Annotated in this window: 29 protein-coding genes; 15 read left to right on the top strand and 14 right to left on the bottom strand. The window is 73.2% G+C overall.

Annotated features, from left to right (window positions below; translation table 11 throughout):
• Positions 1–9: 9 nt before the first annotated feature.
• Both ACFV4P_RS23380 and ACFV4P_RS23385 read left to right on the top strand, forming a co-directional pair.
• Positions 10–1,416, top strand: coding sequence for an MFS transporter (locus ACFV4P_RS23380; RefSeq protein WP_380474003.1), 1,407 nt, complete (start codon positions 10–12; stop codon positions 1,414–1,416).
• A 76-nt stretch (positions 1,417–1,492) separates the two neighbouring features.
• Positions 1,493–2,107, top strand: coding sequence for a DJ-1/PfpI family protein (locus ACFV4P_RS23385; protein ID WP_380474006.1), 615 nt, complete (start codon positions 1,493–1,495; stop codon positions 2,105–2,107).
• A 106-nt stretch (positions 2,108–2,213) separates the two neighbouring features.
• On the opposite strand, the gene ACFV4P_RS23390 is transcribed toward ACFV4P_RS23385, so the two are convergent.
• Positions 2,214–2,633, bottom strand: a complete 420-nt coding sequence (locus tag ACFV4P_RS23390; RefSeq protein ID WP_380474008.1) for a nuclear transport factor 2 family protein — start codon at positions 2,631–2,633, stop codon at positions 2,214–2,216.
• A 104-nt stretch (positions 2,634–2,737) separates the two neighbouring features.
• Positions 2,738–2,938 carry a hypothetical protein gene (locus ACFV4P_RS23395; protein ID WP_380474011.1) on the bottom strand — a complete coding sequence of 67 codons (201 nt, stop codon included), beginning with the start codon at positions 2,936–2,938 and terminating at the stop codon, positions 2,738–2,740.
• Between the two features lie 146 nt (positions 2,939–3,084).
• Here ACFV4P_RS23395 and ACFV4P_RS23400 point away from each other — a divergent pair, with 146 nt between their 5' ends.
• Together ACFV4P_RS23400 and ACFV4P_RS23405 are read left to right on the top strand one after the other, a co-directional pair.
• Positions 3,085–3,621 (top strand): GNAT family N-acetyltransferase, encoded by a 537-nt coding sequence (locus tag ACFV4P_RS23400; protein ID WP_380474093.1) that lies wholly within the window; start codon positions 3,085–3,087, stop codon positions 3,619–3,621.
• Positions 3,622–3,674: 53 nt separating this feature from the next.
• Positions 3,675–4,226 (top strand): GNAT family N-acetyltransferase, encoded by a 552-nt coding sequence (locus ACFV4P_RS23405; protein WP_380474014.1) that lies wholly within the window; start codon positions 3,675–3,677, stop codon positions 4,224–4,226.
• Between the two features lie 7 nt (positions 4,227–4,233).
• Here the strand turns inward: ACFV4P_RS23405 and ACFV4P_RS23410 are convergent, their stop codons facing one another.
• The 4 genes from ACFV4P_RS23410 to ACFV4P_RS23425 form a co-directional block, all read right to left on the bottom strand.
• On the bottom strand, positions 4,234–5,457 hold the full coding sequence (locus tag ACFV4P_RS23410; protein ID WP_380474017.1) for an MFS transporter: 1,224 nt from the start codon (positions 5,455–5,457) through the stop codon (positions 4,234–4,236).
• 138 nt (positions 5,458–5,595) lie between these two features.
• The gene (locus tag ACFV4P_RS23415) at positions 5,596–5,784 is read right to left on the bottom strand and encodes a hypothetical protein (RefSeq protein WP_380474019.1); all 189 of its coding nucleotides are present in this window, start codon (positions 5,782–5,784) and stop codon (positions 5,596–5,598) included.
• On the bottom strand, positions 5,763–6,278 hold the full coding sequence (locus ACFV4P_RS23420; protein ID WP_380474022.1) for a GNAT family N-acetyltransferase: 516 nt from the start codon (positions 6,276–6,278) through the stop codon (positions 5,763–5,765). The genes ACFV4P_RS23415 and ACFV4P_RS23420 overlap by 22 nt, the downstream gene beginning before the upstream one ends.
• Before the next feature lie 500 nt (positions 6,279–6,778).
• Positions 6,779–7,021 (bottom strand): hypothetical protein, encoded by a 243-nt coding sequence (locus tag ACFV4P_RS23425; RefSeq protein WP_380474024.1) that lies wholly within the window; start codon positions 7,019–7,021, stop codon positions 6,779–6,781.
• A 187-nt stretch (positions 7,022–7,208) separates the two neighbouring features.
• On the opposite strand from ACFV4P_RS23425, the gene ACFV4P_RS23430 reads away from it, so the two are divergent.
• Both ACFV4P_RS23430 and ACFV4P_RS23435 read left to right on the top strand, forming a co-directional pair.
• Positions 7,209–8,507: a PP2C family protein-serine/threonine phosphatase gene (locus ACFV4P_RS23430; protein ID WP_380474095.1), complete on the top strand. Its 1,299-nt coding sequence runs from the start codon at positions 7,209–7,211 to the stop codon at positions 8,505–8,507.
• A gap of 102 nt (positions 8,508–8,609) precedes the next feature.
• A complete protein-coding gene (locus tag ACFV4P_RS23435; RefSeq protein ID WP_380474027.1) occupies positions 8,610–9,287 on the top strand; it encodes a maleylpyruvate isomerase N-terminal domain-containing protein in 678 nt (225 codons plus the stop codon).
• A 59-nt stretch (positions 9,288–9,346) separates the two neighbouring features.
• On the opposite strand, the gene ACFV4P_RS23440 is transcribed toward ACFV4P_RS23435, so the two are convergent.
• Positions 9,347–9,991 (bottom strand): DUF1062 domain-containing protein, encoded by a 645-nt coding sequence (locus ACFV4P_RS23440; protein WP_380474029.1) that lies wholly within the window; start codon positions 9,989–9,991, stop codon positions 9,347–9,349.
• A gap of 275 nt (positions 9,992–10,266) precedes the next feature.
• Between ACFV4P_RS23440 and ACFV4P_RS23445 the strand changes: the two genes are divergently transcribed.
• Positions 10,267–10,926 carry an HAD family hydrolase gene (locus tag ACFV4P_RS23445; protein WP_380474031.1) on the top strand — a complete coding sequence of 220 codons (660 nt, stop codon included), beginning with the start codon at positions 10,267–10,269 and terminating at the stop codon, positions 10,924–10,926.
• A gap of 33 nt (positions 10,927–10,959) precedes the next feature.
• Positions 10,960–11,880 (top strand): GNAT family N-acetyltransferase, encoded by a 921-nt coding sequence (locus tag ACFV4P_RS23450; protein WP_380474032.1) that lies wholly within the window; start codon positions 10,960–10,962, stop codon positions 11,878–11,880.
• Between the two features lie 41 nt (positions 11,881–11,921).
• Here the strand turns inward: ACFV4P_RS23450 and ACFV4P_RS23455 are convergent, their stop codons facing one another.
• Positions 11,922–12,710 carry a phosphotransferase family protein gene (locus ACFV4P_RS23455; RefSeq protein ID WP_380474034.1) on the bottom strand — a complete coding sequence of 263 codons (789 nt, stop codon included), beginning with the start codon at positions 12,708–12,710 and terminating at the stop codon, positions 11,922–11,924.
• Positions 12,711–12,802: 92 nt separating this feature from the next.
• On the opposite strand from ACFV4P_RS23455, the gene ACFV4P_RS23460 reads away from it, so the two are divergent.
• A complete protein-coding gene (locus tag ACFV4P_RS23460) occupies positions 12,803–13,249 on the top strand; it encodes a hypothetical protein (protein ID WP_380474036.1) in 447 nt (148 codons plus the stop codon).
• Here ACFV4P_RS23460 and ACFV4P_RS23465 read toward each other — a convergent pair.
• Together ACFV4P_RS23465 and ACFV4P_RS23470 are read right to left on the bottom strand one after the other, a co-directional pair.
• A complete protein-coding gene (locus ACFV4P_RS23465) occupies positions 13,237–14,436 on the bottom strand; it encodes a 2-dehydropantoate 2-reductase (RefSeq protein ID WP_380474039.1) in 1,200 nt (399 codons plus the stop codon). The two genes, ACFV4P_RS23460 and ACFV4P_RS23465, sit on opposite strands and share 13 nt — an antisense overlap.
• Before the next feature lie 47 nt (positions 14,437–14,483).
• On the bottom strand, positions 14,484–15,611 hold the full coding sequence (locus ACFV4P_RS23470; RefSeq protein WP_380474042.1) for a PP2C family protein-serine/threonine phosphatase: 1,128 nt from the start codon (positions 15,609–15,611) through the stop codon (positions 14,484–14,486).
• A 240-nt stretch (positions 15,612–15,851) separates the two neighbouring features.
• Here ACFV4P_RS23470 and ACFV4P_RS23475 point away from each other — a divergent pair, with 240 nt between their 5' ends.
• From ACFV4P_RS23475 to ACFV4P_RS23490, 4 genes are all read left to right on the top strand, one after another.
• On the top strand, positions 15,852–17,330 hold the full coding sequence (locus tag ACFV4P_RS23475; RefSeq protein ID WP_380474044.1) for a PHB depolymerase family esterase: 1,479 nt from the start codon (positions 15,852–15,854) through the stop codon (positions 17,328–17,330).
• Between the two features lie 234 nt (positions 17,331–17,564).
• Complete coding sequence (locus tag ACFV4P_RS23480; protein ID WP_380474046.1) at positions 17,565–19,049, top strand: APC family permease; 1,485 nt, start codon at positions 17,565–17,567, stop codon at positions 19,047–19,049.
• Positions 19,046–19,420: a cupin domain-containing protein gene (locus tag ACFV4P_RS23485; protein WP_380474048.1), complete on the top strand. Its 375-nt coding sequence runs from the start codon at positions 19,046–19,048 to the stop codon at positions 19,418–19,420. The genes ACFV4P_RS23480 and ACFV4P_RS23485 overlap by 4 nt, the downstream gene beginning before the upstream one ends.
• 80 nt (positions 19,421–19,500) lie before the next feature.
• Positions 19,501–20,892, top strand: coding sequence for an NAD(P)/FAD-dependent oxidoreductase (locus tag ACFV4P_RS23490; protein WP_380474051.1), 1,392 nt, complete (start codon positions 19,501–19,503; stop codon positions 20,890–20,892).
• A 60-nt stretch (positions 20,893–20,952) separates the two neighbouring features.
• On the opposite strand, the gene ACFV4P_RS23495 is transcribed toward ACFV4P_RS23490, so the two are convergent.
• The gene (locus tag ACFV4P_RS23495) at positions 20,953–21,570 is read right to left on the bottom strand and encodes a DinB family protein (RefSeq protein WP_380474054.1); all 618 of its coding nucleotides are present in this window, start codon (positions 21,568–21,570) and stop codon (positions 20,953–20,955) included.
• A gap of 72 nt (positions 21,571–21,642) precedes the next feature.
• Here ACFV4P_RS23495 and ACFV4P_RS23500 point away from each other — a divergent pair, with 72 nt between their 5' ends.
• Positions 21,643–22,074 carry a cytidine deaminase gene (locus ACFV4P_RS23500; RefSeq protein ID WP_073818705.1) on the top strand — a complete coding sequence of 144 codons (432 nt, stop codon included), beginning with the start codon at positions 21,643–21,645 and terminating at the stop codon, positions 22,072–22,074.
• A 5-nt stretch (positions 22,075–22,079) separates the two neighbouring features.
• Here ACFV4P_RS23500 and ACFV4P_RS23505 read toward each other — a convergent pair whose 3' ends face one another.
• The 3 genes from ACFV4P_RS23505 to ACFV4P_RS23515 form a co-directional block, all read right to left on the bottom strand.
• On the bottom strand, positions 22,080–22,349 hold the full coding sequence (locus ACFV4P_RS23505) for an acylphosphatase (RefSeq protein ID WP_380474098.1): 270 nt from the start codon (positions 22,347–22,349) through the stop codon (positions 22,080–22,082).
• An 85-nt stretch (positions 22,350–22,434) separates the two neighbouring features.
• A complete protein-coding gene (locus ACFV4P_RS23510; RefSeq protein ID WP_380474057.1) occupies positions 22,435–23,691 on the bottom strand; it encodes an MFS transporter in 1,257 nt (418 codons plus the stop codon).
• Between the two features lie 178 nt (positions 23,692–23,869).
• Positions 23,870–24,355, bottom strand: coding sequence for a MarR family winged helix-turn-helix transcriptional regulator (locus tag ACFV4P_RS23515; protein ID WP_380474060.1), 486 nt, complete (start codon positions 24,353–24,355; stop codon positions 23,870–23,872).
• Positions 24,356–24,527: 172 nt separating this feature from the next.
• Between ACFV4P_RS23515 and ACFV4P_RS23520 the strand changes: the two genes are divergently transcribed.
• On the top strand, positions 24,528–24,858 hold a 331-nt coding region (locus ACFV4P_RS23520), incomplete at its 3' end, for an MFS transporter (RefSeq protein ID WP_380474063.1).

The following is a 24,858-nucleotide window of genomic DNA, read 5'->3' on the forward strand; positions in this document are numbered from 1 at the left end:
GGACCGCCCATGACCAGCCGCAGCACCGCCGAGCGGGGCGAAGCCGCCGTCCAGGCGCCGGCCCTCGACCGGCGACTCGTCCCGCCGATGGTGCTGGGATCCGTCCTCAACCCGATCAACTCCACGATCATCGCCGTCGCGCTCGTCCCGATCGGCGCCGCGCTCGGGGCCTCGCCCGCGCAGACCGCCTGGCTGGTGTCCGCGCTGTACCTGGCCACCGCGCTCGGACAGCCCGTGGTCGGCCGACTGATCGACCTGTTCGGGCCGCGCCGGCTGTTCCTGTCCGCGACCACCCTGGTCGGCGTGGCCGGCGTCGTCGGCGCCCTCGCCCCCAACCTCGGGGTACTGATCGCCTCCCGGGTCGTCCTCGGCTTCGGCACCTGCGCCGGCTACCCCGCCGCGATGGCCCTGCTGCGCGCCGAGTCCCGCCGCACCGGACAGGACAGCCCCGCCGGCATCCTCACCCTGCTCGCCGTCGCCAACCAGACCGTCGCCGTGATCGGCCCACTGCTCGGCGGCCTGCTCACCAGCCTCGGCGGCTGGCGCGCCACCTTCGCCCTGAACGTCCCGCTGTCCGTCCTCGCCGTCGTCCTCGGCGCGCTCCGCCTGCCCCGCACGGAACCCGCCGACCCCGCGCGACGCCGCGGCGCACTGGTGCAGCGCATCGACCTGCCCGGCATGGCACTGTTCGCCGTCCTGCTGCTGACGCTGCTGCTGTTCCTGATGAACCCGCACCCCGGCCGCTGGTACCTGCCGGTGACCGCCGTCGCCGCCGCGGCCGCCTTCACCGTCCGGGAACGCCGCGCCGCCGAACCGTTCATCGACCTCAAGGTGCTCGGCGGCAACGCCCCGCTGCTGCTCACCTACGCCCGCGCGCTCGCCGCGTACATCGGCGCGTACGCCTTCCTGTACGGCTTCGCCCAGTGGACCGAGGAAGGCTTCGGCCTGACACCCCTGCAGGCCGGACTCGTCCAGGCCCCCACCTTCCTGGTCGGCATCGGGGTCTCCGTCCTCGCCGGCCGCCGCGGCGGCATCCGCGCCACCCTGCTGATCGGCGGCATCGGCCAGGTCGCCGCCTGCGCGCTGATGCTGCTCCTCGGCGTGCACAGCCCGCTGTGGGCGCTGCTGCTGCTCGCCGTCGTCTTCGGCATCCCGCAGGGCGCCAACGGACTCGCCCTGCAGAACGCCGTCTTCCAGCAGGCCGACCCCGCCCGCACCGGCTCCTCCGCCGGACTGCTGCGCACCTTCGCCTACCTCGGCTCGATGGTCGCCGCCGCCGCGACCGCCGCCGCGTACGGCACGCACGCCGGCACGGCCGGGATGCACCGGCTGGCGCTGGTGATGCTGGCCGCCGCCGCAGTGTTCCTGCTGCTCACCGTCTTCGACCGCAACCTGCGCAGGCTGCCGGTCGGCTGACGCTCCTCCCTGGGCGGCGCTTCGGAGAGACCTTCGGGGAGACTGGGGCCTCGCGCGTCCTCTGGAGGAGTCTGTGATGCAGGTAGCCGTGGTCACCTTCGACGGGTTCAACGAACTCGACAGCTTCATCGCGTCCGCGATGATCAACCGCTGCCGCAAGGACGGCCTGGAGGCGTTCCTCACCACGCCGACGCCGATGGTCACCTCCATGAACGGCGTGGAGGTGACCGGGCAGCGCCCGATGGAGTTCGTCACCGAGGCGGACGTCGTACTGATCGGCAGCGGGGTGAAGACGCGGGACGTCGTCGCCGACGACCGGCTGATCTCGCGGCTGCCGCTCGACCCCGCACGGCAGTTGATCGGCGCACAGTGCTCGGGCTCGCTGGTCCTCGCCCGGCTCGGGCTGCTCGACTCCATGCCCGCCTGCACCGACCTCACCAGCCGGCCCTTCGTCGAGGCGCGCGGCGTGACCGTGCTGGACGCGCCCTTCCACGCCGAGGGGAACATCGCCACGGCGGGCGGCTGCCTGGCCTCCCAGTACCTCGCCACCTGGGTCATCACCCGGGCGCTGGGCGAGGACGCCGCGCGGGGCGTCGTCGGGTACGTGGCCCCCGTCGGGGAGCAGGAGGAGACGGTCGAACGGGCCTTGCGGGCCGTTCGCACGGGTTCGGGGTCCGCCGCGCTGCGCTGACCGCTGCGCGGAGAGCCGGGCCGGCGACGTCGCTGCGCCGCGGGCCCGGGCGTGCCCGTGCGCTGCGGGCCCGGGCGTGCTCATGCGTCGCGGCCGCCCGCAGGGCTCACTCGGTGCGGTCGTGGAGCCCGCCGGACACGGCGAGGGCGTCCATGTAGTCGCGGGCGTGGACGATCAGGCCGTCGCGGACCCGGAGCACCAGCAGCCCCGGGATGGCGAACTCGCCGTCCCTGCCCGCGATTTCGCCGCGCACGGTCTGCTCGACGACGAGCACCTCCGGGTCGGTCGAGTGGTGCAGGCCGGTCTCCTCGATCTCCGTCGGCCGGGCGGGAGTCGCCGACCACGCGGCCCCGTAACCCGCCCGGATCGCGTCCTGCCCCTCGTAGCGCGCCGGAAAGCTCGGGGAGCGGAACGGGAACTCATGGACGGCGTCCGGCGCGTAGAGATCGGCGAGCGCGTCGGCGTCCATGGCGAGCATGGCCCGGCGGAAGCGGGCCAGGACGTCGAGCAGCGGCGAATCGGTCATGGTGATGCCCCCTGAGGCGTGGTGCGTGGTGGTTCCTTCGCACCCTACGCCGATCTGACGATCTGTCATGCGAAAAGCTGACAGGTCGGTTCGGCGGGTGTGGGTCAGCGGCCCCAGCGGCGTCGGTACTCCGCCCGCTGGGTCGGCACGTCCGGGACGAGGGCGAGGGCCTCGGCGGCGCGCGCCATCGGCGACCTCGGCGGGGACACGCGCCCCTGGCTCACCGCGTCGCACTCGGGCGTTCGGGCCTGCGCGGCGGGAGAGGTGCGACGGCCGAGCGCGTTCTTCGAGTCGTTCGGCGACATGGCTCCGCCGCTCCAGCTCCAGTTCCGGCCGTACCCGGACCTGTCCGCCCGACCGTAGCGACACGCCCGGAGCCTCCGGGCCGTCGGACGGTCGCGAAACCGATTGGCTGCCGGTGCGGCGGGTGGGACAGGATGGGCCGGTGGAGATGCTGCCCAGGGTGATGCCGGAGATCACGGCGGAGAACGGATTCCGGCTGCGCCGCTGGGAGTTGACGGACCGGGAACTGCTGCGGGAGGCCTCCGTCGACCCGTACATCCCGCTGATCACCACCGTGCCCGCGCCCTACTCGGACGCGGAGGCGGACGCGTTCGTGCGGCGGCAGTGGATGCGCACCGAGATCGGGACGGGCTACCCGTTCGTCATCGAGGCGCCCGACGGGCGGGCCGTCGGCAACGTCGGGCTGTGGGTCGGCGAACTGCCGCTGCGCGGCTTCGCCACCGCCGGCTACTGGGTGGCGGCCGGCGCGCGGGGCCGGGGCGTCGCGCTCGCCGGGCTGAACGCCGTCACGGCGTGGGCGCTCGGCGAACTGGCGCTTCCGCGCGTCGAGTTGTTCGTGGAGCCGTGGAACGCCGGCTCGCTGCGCACCGCCGAGAAGGCCGGCTACCGGCGCGAGACGCTGGTGCCCGCGTACCAGGAGGTCGCCGGCGAACCGCGCGACATGTGGCGCTTCGTGCTGCCGTGACGGCGGGCGGAAAACCGGGTGATCAACGGGAGGGGGTGGCCTACCATCTGCGCATGACCAGGACGAATGCCCTGCCCGCCATCACCCTCGCGCCGATCGACGTGGACGACGCCGAGTTGCTGCACGCCTGGTGGAACGAGCCGTCGGTGGCCTACGAGTGGGGGAACTGGCCGACGCCGCTGTCGGCGATGCGCGAGCGGATCGAGCGCGACATCGAGGACACCAACCAGGACAACTTCCTCGTCCTGCGGGAGGACGGCACCCCGGTGGGTGCGGTGTTCCTGGGCGATCAGAGCATGGCCGACGGCACCGCCCGCATCCGGTTCCTCGTGGACCCCGAGCACCGCGGCCGCGGCTACGCGCGGGCCGCCGTCGACGCCGCGGTCGACTTCGCGTTCGGCGAACTCCCGCTGTACCGCCTGGACGCGGAACCGCACACCACCAACGCCCCGGCGCTCGCCGCGCTCGCCGGGGCCGGCTTCACGCACGAGGGCGTCAAGCGCTCCGCGTGCATCCACCGGGGGCGACGGCTCGACCTCGCGGTGCTCTCCCTGCTCCGCCCGGAGTGGGAGGCCATGGAGCGGCCGCGCTCCTGGGACCGCTGACCCGCCCTCAGGGCGCGGGCGGCCAGCTGAGACCGCGGACGAAGTGGGCGCACACGGCCAGGACGGCGAGTCCGGCCGTGACGCCGCCGAAGGTCATGACCGCGGCGGGCGAGGTGAGGTCCACGACGCCTCCGCCGACCAGCGCGCCGAGCGAGATCGTCGCCTGGAACGAGGCCGTGAACAGCACCGACGCCGCCTCGGGCGCGTCCGGCGCCGCCTTGGCGAACCAGGTCTGGGAAGAGACCGGGACGGCGCCGTAGGCGACGCCCCAGACGAACAGCAGCGCCAGCGCCCCGGCCGGCGAGTGGCCCAGGACCGGCAGGAGGAGCGCGGCAGCGCCGAGCAGGGCGGCCGCCGCACCGAAACCGGCCCGCGGGCGGCGGGCGATCAGCGCGCTGCCGAGGAAGTTGCCGAGGACGCCCGCCACTCCGTAGAGCAGCAGGAACGCGGTGATCGCCCTCGGGCCCACCCGCGTCACCTGTTCGAGGAACGGGGTCACGTAGGTGTAGGCCCCGAAGTGGGCCAGTACGACGAGGAAGGTCAGCAGCAGGGCGAAGCGGACGTTCAGCCGGCCGCACAGTCCGCCCAGCACGCTCAGCCGGGTGACCTCGGTCGGCGGCAGCGGCGGCACGGCCAGCAGGAGGAGGACGAACACGCCGAGCGCCAGCGCGCCCATGACGGCGAACGCCGTCCGCCAACCCGCCGCACTGCCGATGAACGTTCCGACGGGAACCCCGAGCACGGACCCCAGCGGGACGGCGGAGAAGATCACCGAGACGGCCCGTCCGACCGCGTGCGCAGGCACCAGCCGCCCGGCGAGACCGGCCCCGATCGACCAGAAGCCGCCGATCGTCACACCCACCATCGCGCGCGACACCAGTACCAGCCAGAAGACCGGCGCCACCGCCGCCAGGCCGTTCGCCAGCGCCAGCAGCGCCATGAACGCGCACAGCATCGCCCGGCGGTCGAAGCGCGCGGTGGCCGGGGTGACCAGCGGCGCCGAGACCGCCGCGAGGATCCCGGGCATCGTCATCATCAGCCCCGCCATCCCGTCGGAGACGGCGAAGTCGGCGCCGATCGTGGTGAGCAGGCCGATCGGCAGGATCTCGGTCGTGACGATCGAGAAGATCCCCAGCATGACCGCCCACACCGGCAGCCACTGCCGCGCGGGAGATCGGGCCGGGCGGCGGTCGGCCGCGCCGGGGTGCGAGGCGGTGGTGGTCGAGGTCATGAAGTCCGTCCTGTGCCGGGCTTGGTGAAGTCCGGCCAGTTCAGCAGGACCGGTGGACGGGGGCTGGCAGCTTTCCGACATCACCGTCACGGGGGGTCTGCCGCAACTGCGTTCGATCGGGTCGGAGTTGACTGGCCTTCAGCGCGCGGCGTCGTACCCGAGGAGCTCCCGCTCGGGTGCCGGCAGCCGTTCCCGGACGCGGATGTCGACGGCCTGAAGTACCTCGCTGCGCCGACTCGTGGTGAGCGCGTGGAGGAAGTCGCGGCAGTGGGCACGGACGAAGCGGTCGTCGTCGAGGGGCAGGGTCAGCCGGTGGTCAGGTGCCACCGGATCTCCCCGTCGTGCCACTGGTCGGTGGCGGTGAGGCCGGCGGCGGTGGCGACGGCTGCGGACGCCCGGTGGTCGGGGTCGATGTGGGCGACGACCGCGTGCACCGGGAGCTGCCGGAGCCAGTCGACGAGGCCGCGGGCCGCCTCGGTGGCGATGCCGCGGCGCTGCCAGGAGGTGCCCACCACCCAGGAGATCTCGGCGGTGGCCCCGCGGTCGTCGGCGGTGACCGTCGCCTGGACGGTGCCCACCAGGCAGTCGTCGTTGCGGAGCCGGATCACCCAGTTGCACCAGGACTCGGCGGGGTCGGGGGAGCCGGCCGACCAGCGTTCGTAGCGGGCGCGGAGGGCGTCGGCGGTGTCGGGGGCGCCGCCGATGAAGGCGTGCAGCGTGGGATCGGACAGCACGGCGGCCATCTCGTCGGCGTGCGAGACCTGTAGGGGCAGCAGGATCAGCCGCTCGGTGGGGATGGGCTCGGGTCGGACCGCGGTCATGCTGTCTCCTGGGTCGAGAGGGCGCTGCGCACTCCGGGACCAGCTCGGTTCGGGTGCACGCCACTGTCTCGGACGGTGGGTCGGCCGTTCAACCGAATTGATCGGGTGCGACGTTCATGATGGCGGACGTGTTTGACCTGGCCGTGCTGCCCCCGGACGCCCCGACCCGAGGCCGACGCCCGGCTCCAGTCGCGAGCGCAAACCCCTCCGGCGGACGTCAGGGCCGGCCCGAAACCCCTTGGACGGCACGGGGACCGGCTTGCTGCAATGGGAGACGGTCGGTCGCTGTCGGAGTCGAACGGATGCGCCGATGACCGAGATCAGGCTGCACCTGTCGGTGCGCGGCCTCACCGAGGCGGACGTGCCGTCCTGCGGCTGGGCGGGCTCCCCCAAGCACGTGCGCGAGCTCGTCCGCCAGATCCGCCGCGTCGAGGCGGGCGAGATCGACTGCCTGGCGGTGTGCACGTCGGTCGGGCACCCGTGGCAGTCGGCGGCATCGACTACACCGTCATGCCCGGTGCCGGCACGCTCCGGCAGCTCGGCGTCCACCCGGCCCGGCAGTCCTGCGGGATCGGCAGAGCGCACCGTGCGAGGTTCGCTCCCGGGTCGGAGAGGTCCGGATGCGTCAGCAACTGCTCGGTCTGCACGGCTGCCGCCAGGTGGGACGGGAGGTGGTGACCGAACCTCCGACTGGACAGCTCGCCGCCCGAGAAGCAGGCGGCCATCTCGTCCTCACTGCTCATACCCGGCGCCCGTACGACCGTCAGCACAGGACCGACCTCATACCGCCGAGGCGCTCGGTGAGGGCTTTGGTGAGGCCTCTGGTGAGGGCGGCGTCGACGGCGGCGCGGTGCGGGGGCGCAGCGCGTGTTGGCCGGGGTGGAGGGTGGCGGGGTGCGTACCGTGGGGGCGGTGAGCGAGGTGACGCCGATGTCGGAGCAGGTGCCGGTGGCGGGGGAGCAGGTGGACGACATCGCGGCGCAGCTGCATGCGCTGGCGGCCGCGCGGGACAGGCTGCAGGGGTTGCTGTCGGCGGTGCTGGCGATCGGCGGCGACCTGGATCTGCCGGTGGTGCTGCACCGGATCGTGACGACGGCGATGGAACTGGCCGGGGCGCGGTACGGCGCGCTCGGGATCCTGGCGCCGTCGGGGGACCGGCTGCAGGAGTTCGTCACGGCGGGGCTGTCGCAGGAGGAACGGGCGGCGCTGGCGGGGATCGACTTTCCGAGCGGACGCGGGGTGTTGGGGCACCTGATCCGGCATCCGGAGCCGCTGCGGGTTGCGGACATCGGCGCGCACCCGTCGTCGGTGGGGTTCCCGCCGGGCCACCCGCCGATGCGGACGTTGCTGGGCGTGGCGATCACCGTCCGGGGCGAGATCTACGGCGACCTGTACCTGTCGGAGCGCCGCGACGGGCGGCCGTTCGACCCGGCGGACGAGGAGGTGGTGCGGGCGCTCGCGGGCGCGGCCGGCATCGCGATCGAGAACGCCCGGCTGTTCGGCTACATGCGGGACAGCGCCGCGCAGTTCCAGCGGCTGCTGCTGCCGACGCTGCCCGACCTGGCCCCGTTCGAAGGGGCCGCCGTGTACCGGACCGCCGCCGAGCCGGCGGGCGTCGGCGGCGACTGGTACGACGCCGTCATCCTCCCGGACCGGGCGTGCGCCGCCGTCATCGGCGACGTGGTCGGCCACGACCTGCACGCCGCGGCCGCGATGGCGCAGGCCCGGAACATGCTGCGCGCGCTGCTGTACGACCGTCGCAGCCCGCCCAGTTCGGTGCTGACCCAACTCGACCGCACCGTGGAGGACATCACCGACCTGCCGGTCACCACCGCGTGCCTGGCCCGGATCGAGCCCGCCGCCGGCCCGGGCTGGACGGTGCACTGGAGCACCGCCGGGCACCCGCCGCCGCTGGTCCTCGGCCCGGACGGGCGGACCTGGTACCTGGAGGGCGAGCCCGGCATCCCGATCGGCGTCGATCCCGCCGTGCCCCGGCCCGACCACACCGATCCGCTGCCGAGCGGCGCCACCGTGGTGTTCTTCACCGACGGCCTGGTCGAACGCCCCGACCGGGACATCGACGAGGGCCTCGACGCGCTCGCCCGGCTCACCGCCGCGCACGCCGACCGGCCGCTCGACGAACTGGTGCGCATCCTCGCCGACCAGCACCCCGGCGACGGCCACGACGACATGGCGGTACTGGCCATCCGGACGCCGAGCCGCAGCTGACCCGCACCCCGCACCACGCGCTGCCGGACGGGCGGCGGGCGACGGGCGGTGCCGGACGGCCGGTGTCGGACGCGCGGCGGGGCGCGGGTAGCGTGCGTCGGCATGCAGAAGGAACTTGTGGAGCAGGCGTTCCGGGCCGAGGCCGAGGCGCTCGGGGCGGCGATCGCCGGCCTGACGGACGGGGAGTGGGCGCGGGCCACCCGGTGCGAGCCGTGGACGGCGGTGGAACTGCTGTCGCACGTGCGGGTCGCGGTCGGGCGGGTGGAGGCGATGCTGGCCGCGCCCGAACCCGAGCGGGCCGAGGTCGACGCCGTCGGGTACTACCGTCCTGACGAGCGGTTCGACGCCGCCGCCAACAGCGCACGGATCGCGCTCGCCCGGGGCACGGCCGGCGAAGGCGCCGATCCCGTCGGCGAGTTCGGGCGGACCTGGCGGGAGGTCGCGGCCAGCTTCGGGACGGAGGCCGGGACGCGGGTGGTGCGCACCCGGCACGGCGACCCCATGCTGCTCACCGAGTTCATGATCACCCGGGTGGTGGAACTCGTCGTGCACGGGCTCGACCTGGCCGATGCGCTCGGGCGGCCGGCCTGGCTGACGGACCAGGCCTCCGACGTGCTGGAAGCCCTGCTGCTGACGGCGGCCGACGGTGCGTCGGTGCGGGCGGCGCTCGGCTGGGACCGGGCGACGCTGCTGCGCAAGGCGACCGGGCGGGCCGAGCTGGACGAGGCCGAGCAGGCCGAGGTGAAGCGCGCCGGGATCACCTGGCTGACGCTCGGCTGAGATGCGGGAGGCACGGCCTCCCGGGGCGGGTGTCGACGCCGCCCCGGGAGGCTGTGACGTTACGCCCCGAGGGGCTCCGCGTGCGGCCACCGGGCGGGGGCCGGCACGTCGGCGGCGGAGACGGACGGCGGTGTGGCGGGACGGTGGAGGGTGAACTCGAAGTCCCGGTGCGCCTTGGCGCCCAGGCCCGGCGGCAGCAGCACCAGGCCGTGGGCGAGCATCCGCCGCACCCGGGGCCGGCTGAGGCCGAGCCCGAGCATCAGCAGCCGCTCCACCCGGACCGGCGCGGGCAGGTCGAAGGCGACCCGTATCCGCAGCGGCACGACGGAGTCGAGCGCGTACAGCGGCGTGCGGACGTCCAACTCCCAGGTGCCGTCCCAGTCCAGGCGGTAGTTGTTCCTGGCGGCGAGCGAGGCACTGATGGTCAGTTCCCGCACCACGGCCGGGTCGTTGTTCTCGTACGACACCAGGCGGGACGGCTCCAGCGTGGAGACGTGCACGCGTTCGTGGACGGGCGCCTTCGAGGTGCGGTCGCAGTTGACACAGCTCAACAGCAGCCACACGTCGAGGAGTTTGCCGCTCGCGTTGACCCGGATCTTTCCCGAAGGGCGGTGCCGGGTGCCGGGGCAGTCCGGGCACGGACGGACGACGGCGGGCAGGGCGGACTGGCGCACGGCCCACAGGGCCTTGCGATCGGTATGCATGAAGGTTGACTTGCTTTCAGGACTCGGCAGGGGCGCTCAGCGGCCGGCGCGCAGGCCGGACCGGGCCCCCGCGGTTCGGCGGGTGCACACGAGGGCGCGAGTCATCGCCCCGGGGCCCGGCAGGGGGCGGCGAGGGCGGTCGCGCGACAGAGCTGCTGATACTGCGTGGCATCCACTAAAAGTCCATGCGGCGATGGTGATCGATGCTCCGGGCGGCGGCAACTCAATTTCCGTGGCGGGGAAGGCCGTTCGAACCCGCGCAATATGCTGAGCGGATGATCGAATCGAACAGCCCGGTCGAGCTGGTGATCTTCGACTGCGACGGCGTCCTGGTGGACAGCGAGCGGATCGCGGTGCGCGTGCAGCGGGAGGTCGGCGCCCGACTCGGATGGCCGCTCAGCGAGGCCGAGGTCGTCCGGCACTTCATCGGGCGGTCGCACGCCGCCGGCTGGCAGGTGGTCGCCGAACGGCTGGGCGCGGAGGCCGCCGCCGAGTGGGAGCAGCGGTTCGAGCAGCGCCACCGGGAGCTCGTCGACGCGGAACTGGCCCCGGTCGACGGCATCGTGGAGGCACTGGCCGGGCTCGGACTGCCGTCCTGCGTGGCCTCCAGCGGCAGCCACGCCAAGATGCGGCACACGCTCGGCCGGACCGGCCTGTACGAACACTTCGAGGGACGGATCTACAGCGCGAGCGAGGTCGCCCGGGGGAAGCCCGCGCCCGACCTGTTCCTGCACGCCGCACAGCGGATGGGCTACCCGCCCGAGGCGTGCGCCGTCGTGGAGGACAGCGGGCCCGGCACCCGGGCCGCGCGGGCCGCAGGCATGCGGTGCTTCGGCTACACCGGCGGGCCGACCGGGGCGGAGGCGCTCGCCGGGGACGGTACTGTCCTGTGCTCCGACATGCGGGAGCTGCCCGCGCTGGTGCACGGAATATGACGGACCGTCAATTCCGAGAAAGGTGATCACCCGATGGCGCAGGCAGTACTTCCCGAAGGGTGGACCGCGCGGCCGATCGAGCCGGCGACCGATCTGCTCGCGGTCCAGCAGCTGGTCAACGCATGCGAACGCGCTCTCGGCGGCACCGCGGTGAGCGACAGCGGCGCGATCGCGACCGTCCTCGCCCGGCCCGGGATCGATCCCGTCACCGACACCCTGCTGGTGCACGCGCCCGACGGCGAACTCGCGGCCTGGGCCTGGACGGACCGGCGCACCGACGCCGACGTGCACCCCGCACACCGCGGGCGCGGGATCGGCGCCGCCATGCTGCGGTGGATCGAGGAACGCGCCCGCGAACGCGGCACCGCGGAACTCGCCCAGATCGTCCCGGACCGCGACACCGCCGCCACCGCGCTGCTCCGCGCCCGCGGATTCCGCGCCGACGCGACCAGTTGGCTGCTCGCCATCGACCTCGACGACCTGCCCGAGGCGCTGCCGCCGGCGCCCGAGGGCATCACCGTACGACCCTTCCGCGCGGGCGACGCCGCCGACGAACGGGCCGCGCACCGGCTCGTCGAGGACGCGTTCGACGAATGGCAGCAGCGCCGCAGGGACTTCGACGAATGGGCCGCCCACACCGTGCGCCGCGACAGCTTCGCCGCCGAACGCTCACCCCTCGCCTTCGCCGACGGCCACCTCGTGGGCGCGGCCCTGTCCCTCGACCTTCCCGCCACCGGCGAGGGCTACGTGGAGAACGTCGCCGTCCACGCCGGCCACCGCCACCGCGGCATCGCCCGCCACCTGCTCCGCCACACCTTCCACGCCTGCCGCGCCGCGGGCCTGCGCAGCTGCACACTGTGGACGCACTCGGCGACCGGGGCGCTGGACCTGTACCTGAAGGCGGGGATGACGGTTCGCCACAGTTCGACGGTGCTGAAGAAGACGCTTCAGTAACCGGGCACGGCGGGCTGAGAGACCGGTCGGTGTTCGGCGTCTCAGCGGTCGAGGAGCGCGAGCAGGCGGGCGGCCTGGCGGGCGGCGGTGCCCGGCGGGTTGCGGGCCTCGGTGGCCGGGTCGGCGGTGAGGAAGACCAGCCAGAGAAGGGCGAACAGGCGGCGGCACTGGAGGAGACGGGCGTCGTCGGCGGGGGAGAGGGTGAAACGGGCGAGGAAGGCCGGGGCGTCGAGGTCGGTGTCGACCCAGGTGGAGATGTGCTCGACCAGCTCGGCGAGTTCGTAGGGGCGGTCGCTGCGCCCGGAGTCCTCGAAGTCGACCAGCCGTACCCCGGCGCCGTCCCAGAGGAAGTTGGCGAGGTTGCCGTCCGCCTGTCCGAGCACCGGCACCGCCGCCGCGCTGCCCGCCAGCAGCTCGAACTCCGCGTCCGCCAGCCAGCGCAGGCCGGCGGTGAGCGCCGGGGCCGAGGCGTGCCGCGTGCGGTGGCGGATCGCGGCCACCGAAGCGGCGACGTCCCAGCGTCGTGCGGGGAGTCGGGCGGCGACGTCGGACGGGACGGCGTGCAGGAGGCGGTCGGTGGCGTGGGCCAGGGCGTCGAGGTGCGTGGGGGTGAGGTCGGTGCCGCGCAGGGGTACGCCGGGGAGTCTGGTCATGGTGACGGTGCGGGCGGCGAGCGAGAGGGGACGCGGGGCGAGGCCCGGGGCGTGCCGGTCGAGGAGGGTGAGGGCCCGCCACTCGCGGGACGGATCGCCGTCCGCGTCCGGGCGGAAATGCTTGCGGACGGTGGTGGGGAGGAGCTCGACGCCGTGGGTGGTCCATCGGGTGGTCATGGCGTCAGCTTCCGGGAGAAGTGGGCAGGTTGACGGTTCGGGTCACTAGGCTAAGGGCGGTAGAGCAGGAACGACGAGGGGTGGCGGCGGACATGGTGGGGACCGAACTGGCCGAGCTGGCGGCCTCGGGGGCGACGGCGCTGGTCGGCGCGGTGGCCACCGACCTGTGGGGGCAGGTGCGGGACCGGGTCGGACGGCTGCTCACCCGTGGGCGGGAGAGCCGGGTGGAGGCCGCGCGGATCGAACTCGCCTACGCCGAGGTGCTGGACGCCGAGGAGAACGGGCTGCCCGAGGTCCGCGAGAACGTCCGGCAGGACTGGGAACAGCGCCTGCTCACCGTGCTGCGCGAGGACCCGACGGCCGTCGCCGAACTGCGCGCCCTGCTCGACGAGATCGCCCCGCAGGGCGGCGGGCCGCGGATCGAGGTGACCACCATCCACAACGAGATCAGCGCCGACGTGCACGGCATCGCGCTGCAGATCGGCCGGGTGGGCACCAACAACGTGCGGGTCGAGAATCCGGGCGGTCAGCCCTCCTGAGCGTCGAGGGCGGCCAGCAGGTCCGGGCCGGACCAGGACGGCGGGGTCGGGGACGACTCGGCGGCCCGGACCAGTTCCAGCAGGCGGCGGTTGGCGGGCGCGGGCAGGCGGTGGCGTTCCGCGAGGGCCAGGATCTCGCCCTGGAGGGAGTCGATCTCGGTGCGGCGGCCACGCTGAAGGTCCTCCCACATCGAGGACCGGGCCCGGGCGTCGACCCGCAGACTGGCCGCCGCGAGCCGGCGGAAGAGCGCGTCCGGCAGGCGCAGGACAGCGGGCATCCACCCCGCCGGCACGGGGGAGAGACGGGCCGGGCGGAGACCCGCCGCCCGCAGTGCGGCCAGGCCCTCGCGCTGACAGCGGGCCAGCACCAACCGGTAGGGGCGGCTGCCGAGTTGTTCGCGCAGCGGGCGGCCGGACAGGGCGTTCACCGCGTTGTTCAGGTTCATCACCAGCTTGGCCGCCTGCACCTGCGGCATGTCGTCGCGCAATTCCACCGGCAGACCGGCGGCCCGAGCGGCCTCGGCGAACCGCGAGGCGAACTGCCCGGCGGACGGGGCGTGTTCGGGGGAGGTGGGGGACTGCCCTGCGGGCGGCTGGTGCGTGGGGAGGAAGTGCAATGCGGCGGGGGGCTGCGTCGTGGGGGCGGTCTGCCCGGGGGAGGCGGGGTTCTGCCCTGCGGGCGGCCGGTCGGCGGGGGATGTCGGCGGGGTGGGGGTGCGGGCGAGCATCAGGTGGCCCTGGGTGCCCTGGTGGAAGGCGGCGGGGGCGGTGCGGACGACGTTGTAGGGGACCATGCCGGCCAGGACGCGGTGGGCGGGGAGGGCGTCGGCGAGCAGGCGGGCGTTGTGGAGGCCGTTCTGGAAGCTGATGACGGTGGTGCGGGCGTCCAGGTGCGGGGCGAGGGCGCGGGCCGCGGCAGCGGTGTCGGCGGACTTGACGGTGACCAGGACGTAGTCGGCGCCGGCGGCGGCCGAGGCGTCCGTCGCCGTGGCGGGCCGGGTGTGCAGGCGGCGGTCGCCGGGGCCGGTCAACGTCAGGCCGGCGCGGTCGAGTTCGGCCATCGCGGCGGGGCGGCCGACGAGGGTCACGTCGGCGACGGCGGCCAGCGCCCCGCCGAGGCGGCAGCCGATGCTGCCCGCCCCGAACACGGTGATCCGCAGCGGGGGTACGGCACGGTCCTCGGGCACCGGGGGCTCCTTCGTCGACGGGCGGCGGCCCCCGAGGTTACCGTCCGTCAGTTCGAGGTGGGGCCGCCCTTCGGGGTGTGGCGGGCGGCGAGGAGGGCGGCGACGTCGTCGTCGGCGGGGCCGCCCGCGTAGCGGCGCAGGTCGCGGCGGAGGCTGTCGAGGAGTTCGACGGAGGGTTCGGCGGTCCAACGGGAGAGGCGCTCGGCGAGCGGGTAGAACTCGCCGTCGCGGTCGCGGGTCTCGGAGACACCGTCGGTGTACAGCAGCACCCGGTCGCCGGGGCCGAACGGGACGGTGGTGGCGCGGTAGTCGGAGGCGACCAGCGCGGACAGGTTGAGCGGCGGCAGCGGGGTGTCCGGCTCCAGCAGGCGCACGCCGTCGGGCTGGATCAGGACGGGCGACGGGTGGCCGCAGTTGAGCAGGTGGGCCTCGGGGCGGTCGTCGGGGATCTCCAACAGGACGGCGGTGGCGAAGCGTTCGGCGGCGTCCCGCGAGCTGGCCCGCTCGGCGTACCGTTGCAGGCCGGTCTCCAGGCGGCTGGCGAGCGCCGGCAGGTCCTTGCAGTCGTACGCGGCCTCGCGGAACGAGCCGAGCAGCGCCGCCGCCATCTCGACCGCCGGCAGGCCCTTGCCCTGGACGTCGCCGAGGATGATCCGCACCCCGAACGGGGTCCGCACGGCCTCGTACAGGTCGCCGCCGATCTGCGCCTGTTCGGCGGCGGCCCGGTAGTAGAGCGCGAGGTCGACGCCGTTGATGCGGTCCGGCAGCGGGCGCAGCACCACCTGCTGGGCGGTCTGCGCGACCGAGCGGACCAGCGCCAGGTCGTGTTCGCGGCGCACCCGCTGGGCGGCGGTGTAGGCGGCCGCGAAGGTGACGGTGAGGGTGGCGGCGATCACCGAGCCGGCGGACGCGCCGACCTGGCCCTCCCGGATCAGGGCCAGCACCACTTCCGTCAGCATCGCGAGGGCGCCGATCAGCAGCGTCCCGACCGGGCCCCAGCTGGCGGCGGCGAGCGCGGGGGCTGCCACCACGAAGCGGTCGTAGCGCTGGCCGGCGGGGGTCTCGGTGTCGGCGGCCGCCGCCAGGGCGATCAGCAGGAACGGCGACGAAAGGATGATGGTGCTCAGAACCGTGCGGCGCGGCGTCGGATCCGGCATGTCGGTGATCGTGGGCATGACCCGGTGAACGGTACCCGGGCGAGGTCCCCGGGTGTGGGAGGCGCGGGCGGTGCCCGTCCGATGATCGGCGCGGCGCGCCGACGGGGGCTCAATGGTGGCCGCCGCCATGCCGTTCGAGCCTGCGGTGGTGCACCGGGCCATGGGCGGCCGTCCGGACCGCGCCGATGATTCACGCCAACCGTGCTCGGCCACCCCCCACCCCGGCATGCGAGCACACAGCGAGAGCGGAGCCCCCACATGGCAGGACACACGAGCAGAGCGGGACGGATCGGCCGCTGGGCGAAGGCGCTGGTCGCGGGAGCCGTGCTGACCGCCGGCCTGCTGACCGGCGCGCCGCAGGCCTCGGCCGCCGGACTCGGGCAGGTCACCGGCTTCGGCAGCAACCCCGGCAACCTGGCGATGTACAGCTACGTCCCGGGCGGGCTCGCCACCGGCAAACCGCTGGTGGTGGCGCTGCACGGCTGCACCCAGACCGCGAGCGACTACTACAACAACTCCGGCTGGGCGCAGCTCGCCGACCGCTGGGGCTTCGCCGTGGTCTTCCCGCAGACCGGCGCGACCAACAACGCGCTGTCCTGCTTCTCCTGGTTCGACAGCGCCAAGGACACCCGCGGCAAGGGCGAGGCGCTGTCGGTCAAGCAGATGGTGGACAAGGCGGTCGCGCTGTACGGCAGCGACCCGTCACGGGTGTACGTCACCGGCCTGTCCGCGGGCGCCGGCATGGCCGCCGACCTGCTGGCCGACTACCCGGACGTGTTCGCGGGCGGCTCGATCGCCTCCGGGCTGCCCGCGCAGTGCGCCACCACGCAGGCCGCCGCGTCCGGCTGCCAGAACGCCAACCAGAACCTGACGCCCGCTCAGTGGGGCGACAAGGTCCGGGCGTCCGACCCGGGTTGGACCGGGCCGTGGCCGCGGGTGGCGATCTGGCACGGCAGCTCCGACAGCACGGTCGCCCCGGTCAACGCCACCGAGCTGCGCGACCAGTGGACCGACGTGTGGGGCATCCCGCAGACCGCCTCCGCCACCCGGTCGCTGCCCGGCAACACCACGCTGAGCGAGTACGACGACGCCTCGGGCCGGCCGGCCGTCCAGCTGTACAGCGTCTCCGGGATGGGCCACGGCCTGCCCGTCAGCCCGGGCAGCGGCGCCGCCGACTGCGGCCGGAGCGGCGCCTACTTCCTGAGCACCGTCTGTTCGTCGTACTGGACGGGGCTGTTCTGGGGGCTGGACGGCAGCGGCGGCGGCGACAACGGCGGCGGCACCCGGCTGCCCGCGCCGGGCGGGCTGGCCGTCACCGGCACCACCGACACCACGGCCGCGCTGAGTTGGAACGCGGTGGCCGGGGCGGCGTCCTACACCGTGTACCGGGGCGGCGTGCAGGTCGGCGCCGCCACCGGCACCGCCTACACCGACAGCGGCCTGAGCGCGGGCACCGGGTACGCGTACACGGTGGCGGCGGTGGACGCCAACGGTGTGGTGGGGACGGTGAGTTCGGCCGTGACGGCGACCACCGCCGGGAGCGTGTTCACGCCCCGGTGCTTCACCGACAACAACTACAGCCAGGTCGCCGCGGGCCGCGCCCACCAGAGCGGCGGGTACGCGTACACCAACGGCTCCAACCAGACCATGGGGCTGTGGAACCTGTTCGTGACTCACACATTGAAGGAGACCTCGGCCGGGTATTTCGTGCTCGCGGACGCCGGTTGCGGTGCGTGAGCGCTGCTTAACCGGCTCTGACCAGCGATGATGTGGGCCTCGTCGGATTTTCGGCGGGGCCCGCCAGAGTGTCAGGGGGGCAACAAGACGCCTGACAGATTGAACGATTGTCGTACGTCACAGTGGCGACCAGACTCGTGCACCTCACATTCGTGCCGAAACCAGATTGCCAAGGTGAAAATGACCGCCATCCCTGTGGCCCCGCCGGAGAACCGGTGGGCAACGCCCAAGCGCGTGAGCCTGGTTCCCCTGGTCGCCCTGATCTTCTTCGGCGTCTCGGGTGGTGCCTACGGAATCGAGCCGCTGTTCTCGACCTCCGGGCCCGGCATGGGAATCCTGCTGATCCTGATCGCCCCGCTGATCTACAGCGTTCCGCACGCCCTGGTGTGCGCCGAACTCGGCACCGCCATCCCCGTCGAGGGCGGGTACTACCACTGGGTCAAGCGCGGCCTCGGCCGGTTCTGGGCCTTCCAGCAGGGCGTGCTGCAGTGGGTGTGCAGCTTCGTCGACATGGCGCTGTACCCCGTCATGTTCACCTCGTACCTGTCCAGCCTGATCGGGGCCGTCGCGCCCGGCAAGCACGTGCTGTTCGAGATCGGCAGCATCCAGGTCGACCTGAACTGGGCGATCTGCGTCGGCGTCATCGTGGTCTTCACGCTGGTGAACCTGATGGGCGCGGGCTGGGTCGGCGACTCCTCCGTGGTGTTCGCGATCATCTGCCTCACCCCGATGCTGATCCTCACCGCCATCGGCGCCTACCACCTGCTGAGCGACGGCATCAACCCGGTCTCCTCGCTGACCGCCGAACAGGGCCAGTCCACCTGGAACGCCTTCGGCTCCGGACTGTTCATCGTGATGTGGAACTACTCCGGCTGGGACTCGGTCTCCACCGTGGCCGGCGAGATGGAGAACCCGAAGAAGCACCTGCCCAAGGCGCTGTTCTGGTCCGTCCTGCTGATCATCATCGGCTACCTGCTGCCCTCGCTGGGCGCCCTCGCGGTCGGCGCGGACGGCGAGAACGGCTGGAAGAGCTGGCAGGACGGCGCGTTCTCCGACATCGCCGGCGAACTCGCCGGCCCGTGGCTCCAGTACACCGTCACCATCGGCGGCCTGTTCGCCTCGGTCGCGATGTTCTCCGCGCTGCTCGCCTCCTACTCCCGGCTCCCCTCCGCGCTCTCGCACGACGGCTACCTGCCCAAGTGGGTCTCCAAGGAGAGCAAGCGCTACAAGATGCCGATCGCGTCGATCATCGGATCGTCCGTCATCTACGCGCTGTTCTGCTTCTCCAGCTTCAGCAACCTGGTGATCTTCGACGTCTTCCTCACCAACATCGGCATCCTGCTGGAGGTCGCCGCCCTGATCGCGCTGCGCATCCGCGAGCCCGAGCTGGAGCGCCCCTACCGGATTCCCGGCGGCTGGTGGAGCATCGGCCTGATCACCTTCTCGCTGACCGCCGTCAGCGTCTGGGCCGCCATCGAGCAGTACAACGAGGAAGGCTCCAAGGCCGTCGTGTACTGCCTGATCGTGGTCGGCGCCTCGCTGCTGCTCTACCCGCTGCTGGCGGCGCGCAAGGCCGCCCGGGAGACCGCCGCCGCCGAGCGCGGCGCGGCCGACCTCGCCGCCGGCGTCCGGGCGTACGGGCTGTCAGGGTCGCAGTGGGACTCGGCACACAGTGACAAGGTCGCGGGCGACGCCGGAACGGATAGCGTCGAGGCATGATCGACAGCTTCGCCCTGCACGTCCCGGACGCAGAGCTGGAACCCGAACCGCTCGACCCCGAGCAGATCGTCTCCGGCTCCCCCGAGGTCACCGGAAAGGTGGTCTGGGAGTCCGCCGACGGCCGACAGATCCGCGGCATCTGGCAGATCACCCCCGGGGTGGTCACCGACACCGAGGCCGACGAGATGTTCGTCGTCCTCAGCGGCCGCGCCACCATCGCCTTCGACCACGGCGCCGTCCTGGAGGTCGGCCCCGGCGACCTCACGGTGCTGCGCGAAGGCGACCGCACCACCTGGACCGTCCACGAGACGCTCCGCAAGGTCTACACCATCAACCTCGGCCCGGAGGCGGCCGAGGACGAGGACCGATAACCGCTCACTGCCGCGAGCACCAGCAGAGCCGGCCCGACCGCCCCCACGGACGGGCCGGCCCGAGGCAAGGAACCGAGAACATGGACCCCGTACACGCCCTGCGGGACGCCAAGCCCACCCCGTTCTGGCTGGAGGACCCCGGACGCCCCGAGGCCCGCTCGGCACTCACCGGCGACGTGCGCTGCGACCTGCTGGTCGTCGGCGGAGGCTACAGCGGTCTGTGGACCGCGCTGATCGCCAAGGAACGCGACCCCGGCCGCGACGTGGTCCTGATCGAGGCCCAGGAGATCGCCTGGGCCGCGTCCGGTCGCAACGGCGGCTTCTGCGCCGCCAGCCTCACCCACGGCCTCGGCAACGGCTACGAGCGCTGGCCGAACGAACTCGCCGCGCTCGAACAGCTCGGCGCCCGCAACCTCCAGGCCATGGAGGACGCCGTCACCAAGCACGGCATCGACTGCGACTGGGAGCGCACCGGCGAACTCGACGTCGCCACCGAACCCCACCAGGTCGAGGAACTCGCCGAGCTGTACGAACTCGCCAAGGAGTACGGCGACTACGAACTCCTCGACGCCGACGCCGTCCGCGCGCAGGTCGACTCGCCGACGTACCTCGGCGCGCTGTGGGACAAGGACAGCGTGGCCATGCTCCACCCGGCCAAGCTCGCCTGGGGCCTCAAGCAGGCCTGCGAGCGCCTCGGCGTCCGCATCTACGAGCACACCAAGGCCACCGACATCGCCGAGTCCGGCCCCGGCATGGCCGTCCGCACCCCCTACGGCCGGGTGTACGCCCGTCAGGTCGCCCTCGGCACCAACGTGTTCCCCTCGCTGGTCAAGCGGATCCGCCCCTACACCGTGCCGGTGTACGACTACGCGATGATGACCGAGCCGCTCAGCGCCGAACAGCTCGCCGCGATCGGCTGGCAGGGCCGGCAGGGCATCGGCGACAGCGCCAACCAGTTCCACTACTACCGGCTGTCCGCGGACAACCGAATCCTGTGGGGCGGCTACGACGCCATCTACCACTACGGGGCCAAGGTCCGCGCCGAGTACGACCACCGGCCGCAGACCTACCAGACCCTCGCCAAGCACTTCTTCCAGACCTTCCCGCAGCTGGAGGGCCTGCGCTTCACCCACGCCTGGGGCGGCGCGATCGACACCTGCACCCGGTTCTCCGCGTTCTTCGACACCGCCTACCGCGGCAAGGTCGCCCTCGCGGCCGGCTTCACCGGGCTCGGCGTCGGCGCGACCCGCTTCGGCGCGGAGGTCATGCTCGACCTGCTCGCCGGAAAGCCCACCGAGCGCACCACGCTGGAGATGGTCCGCCGCAAGCCGCTGCCGTTCCCGCCCGAGCCCGTCCGCTGGGCCGGCATCGGCATCACCAAGTGGTCGCTGGACCGCGCCGACCGCAACGGCGGCAAGCGCAACCTCTGGCTGAAGACCATGGACACCCTGGGCCTCGGCTTCGACAGCTGACACCCCCCGGACCCGCCGCCGGCCGCCCCCTCCTCCGGGGGCGGCCGGCAGCGGTGCGTCTCAGGCCGGGACGTTCTCGCCCGCGGCCCGGGCCGCTTCGCGGGCGGCCTGTTCGAGGCGGGCGCGGTGGGCGGGCCACCAGTCGGGGGCGACGTCGGGGAGGACCGGGTCGTCGGGGCGCAGGCCGGTGGCGCCGTCGAGGAGTTCGCGGACCACGTCGAGCTGGCCCGCGTGGCGATGGGTCTCGGCGACCATGTGGAGGAGGATCCGGCCCAGGCCGAGATGCAGGCGCGGAGGCCACGGGACCTGGCCGAGGGCGTCCAGGGGGAGGGCGTCGATCGTCTCGTCCGCGTGGGCCCAGACGCGGCGGTACCCGGCGACCAGGGTCTCGCGGCTCTCGTCCGGGCGGGCCCACAGGTCGGCGTTGGGCTCGTCGGCGGTGCCCGCGACCCACAGGCCCGGGGCGTTCTCGAAGGGGCGGCCGAAGGTCTCGCCGAAGTAGACGGCCTCGGCGCCCGTCAGATGCTTCACCACGCCGAGCAGATTGGTGCCGGACGGGGTCATCGGGCGGCGGACGTCGTACTCGGAGAGGCCTTCGAGCTTCCACAGGACCGCTTCGCGGGCGTCCTGCAAGTAGAGCTTCAAGTCACGCTTGTGGTCGTCGAGTTGATTCGTCATGGGGCGAAGTGTGGCCCACGGCCTGCGAAAACGCGCAGATTTTCCGCGCCCCCGGCGGCTAGGCTGCCCCGCATGGCTGTTGATCAGGAACTTGTGGACGCGGCAATCGAGTTGACCCGCCGGCGGTTTCCCGGGCAGGAGTGGGCCGGGGCGGCGGCGCTGCGCCTGGACGACGGGACGGTGCTGACGAGTACGGCGCCCGAGCCGCCGAACAACGCGGTGCGGCTCTGCCACGAGACCGGGGCGATCTGCGAGGCCTTCAAGCAGGGGCGGCGGGTGGTGGCGTCCGTGTGCGTCACCGCGGCCGACGAGGGGCGGGGCCACTGGGTGCTCGCGCCGTGCGGGGTCTGCCAGGAGCGGCTGTTCGCGTACGGGCCGGACGTCGAGGTCGGGGTGCCGGTGCCGGAGGACCCGACGCGGTGGCGGACGCTGCGCCTGAGGGACGTCCAACCGCACTGGTTCGCGCGGGTGTTCCCCGACGAGACGTGGCCGTACGAGGAGTAGCGGCCTCAGTCGGTGATGGCGAAGACGAGCAGGCCCTCCAGGGGCTCGGGGACCACCTCGACGCCGTCGACCACCGCCCGGGACGGGCCGTGGCGCATCCACGCCACCATCTGCTCCACCGGGCCGTCGTCGCCCTCGAAGACGGCCTCCACCCGTCCGTCCGGCAGGTTGCGCACCCAGCCGACCACGCCCGCGTCCGCCGCCGCGCGCCGGCAGGAGTCGCGGAAGAAGACGCCCTGCACCGTGCCCGAGACCAGCACCCGCCGCCGGATCACCCGCGCCCACCTCGCCCCGCTCGCCGCCGCCACTGCCCGCAAGGTATATCGCAGGCGGGACGGCGCGGGGCGGTAGGCACGACCGTCAGTCGGCGACCGCCGCGGCCCGCGGGACGGCCGCGGCGGGCCCCCGGTCGTCGATCGAGCGACTGAACGGACGCCAGGCGAAGGCCGTCAGCGCCGCCATCACCACCGCCGAGAACCAGAACGGACCGGTCAGGCCGAACGCACGGGCCAGCGGCCCGCCGATCAGCGCGCCGAGGGCCGAACCGCCCACCGCCAGCGCCATGAAGACGCTCATCACCCGGCCGTACAGCTCGCTCGGCACCGCCCGCTGCACCAGCGTCCGGTCCACGCCCATCCACACCGCGCCGTGCACGCCGAACATCGCCAGCACCGCGCCCGCCACCCACGCCGAACCCGCCAGCGCCAGGCCGACATGCGTCAGCGTCTCCAGCACCAGGCCCACCCGCAGCAGCACCGAGGACGAGAACCGGGCCTGAAGACGCGGCGCCACCGCCGCGCCCACCAGGCCGCCCACCGCGCCCGACGACATCAGCACGCCGTAGCCGAAACCCGACAGGCCCAGGTGCTCACGGGCGTACAGCACCATGACGGAGAACCCGGCGATCAGCGTCACGTTCATCAGACAGAGCGCCAGCGTCAGCGTCCGCACCGCCGGCTGCCCCCACAGCCAGCGCGCCCCCTCGGTGAACTGACGGCGCATCGGCGGCCGGGCCCCGGCCCGGGGCTCCGGCTCGTCGCGCGGCAGCAGGCGCAGCGTCGACAGCAGAGCGGCCGCGCCGGCGAAACTCGCCGCGTCGACGGCCATCGGCAGCCCGGCCGCCACCCCGAACAGGGCCGCGCCCAGCGGCGGGCCGCACAGCTTGTTGAGCACCGAATACGCGCCGAAGATACGGGAGTTGGCGCTCGGCAGCTGCTCGGACGGCACGACGGCGGGCACCAGCGCGGAGGACGCGTTGTCGCCGAGCGCGGCGCAACTGCCCAGCAGCAGGCCGATCGCGTAGATCAGCGGCAGCGAGGCCGCGCCCGCGAAGACCGCCAGCGCCAGCACCGCCGTCAGCGCGGCCCGGGCCGCGTTCATCGCCACCGTCAGCCGCCGCCGGTCCACCCGGTCCACCAGCACCCCGCTGACCGGGGCCAGCACCAGCCACGGCAGCTGCTGGACGAACACCGACAGGCCGACCAGCACCGGATCCCTGGTCAGCGACGTCACCAGCAGCGGAGCCGCCGCTGCGACGATCCCGTCCCCGAGCGTCGACACCGCCGACGCCGACCACAGCACCCCGAACGCCCGACCCAGCCCATCGGACCGCTTCATTCTGTTCCGCCCCACGCCGCACCGGTTTTTCGCAAAGCCCCGACGCTAGCCACCGAGTGGTGCCGCCCGCACCCGATTTTCGGCCGTCCGGCGCGGGTCGTCGGTGCGTGGCTTCGTCGTGCTCGGTCGTCGTGCTCGGTCGTCGTGTTCGGTCGTCGTGTTCGGTCGGCGTGTTCGGTCAGTGCGTGGCGGCGGGCTCGGGGGGCCGTCGCGACAGGTTCATTTCTTCGACGGTGGCGACCAGCGGGGCCAGCTCAGGGTTCTTGGCGGCCTCGTCCAGTGCCTCCCGGAGGGCGGCCTCGTTGGTCGGCCTGGCCGCTTCCAGCAGCTCCAGGCCGGGCCCGGTCACGTCGGTGTAGATGCCGCGGCGGTCGGTCGCGCAGAGGTAGCGCGAGAGCAGGCCGCGGTCCTCCAGGCGGGTGACGAGGCGGGTGGTGGCGCTCTGGCTGAGCACCACCGCGTCGGCGACCTGCTTCATCTGCAGGTGCCCGCCCTCGCCGTCGTGCTGGCGGCTGAGCACGTCGAGCAGCGAGTACTCGCGCACGCTCAGGTCGTGCTCGGCCTGGAGGGTGCGCTCGATGTGTGCCTCGATCCGGCCGGCCAGGAGGTGGAGGGCGGCCCAGCCGTTGGCGAGGGCGGTCAGCGCGGGGTCCGTGGCAGTCATGGGCGCGGCTCTCCTTCCAGGTGCATGCCCCCAGGATAAGCCCCTCCACGCATTACCGGCCATCGCCCACCATTGGCGATGGACGAATACCCGCATTTGCACGTTGCCCGCGTCTGCAACTATTGTCGGAGCACGTAAGACGCAACAGCAATCGTATGGAGGGCGGCACACCATGCCTCTCGCGCTCCTGGCCCTGGCCATCGGGGCCTTCGGGATCGGCACCACCGAGTTCGTGGTCATGGGCCTGCTGCCCGAGATCGCCGGCGACTACGGGGTGTCCATCCCGTCCGCCGGACTCCTGGTCACCGGCTACGCGATCGGCGTCGTCATCGGCGCCCCGCTGATGACGGTGCTCGGCACCCGGATCAGCCGCAAGACGATGCTCATGATCCTGATGGGCCTGTTCGTGGTGGGGAACCTGCTCTCCGCCGTCGCGCCGACCATGGGCGTGATGCTCGCCGGCCGCATCGTGGCCTCGCTGGCCCACGGCGCGTTCTTCGGCC

Source organism: Kitasatospora sp. NPDC059795, assembly GCF_042732175.1.
Classification (GTDB): Bacteria; Actinomycetota; Actinomycetes; order Streptomycetales; family Streptomycetaceae; genus Kitasatospora.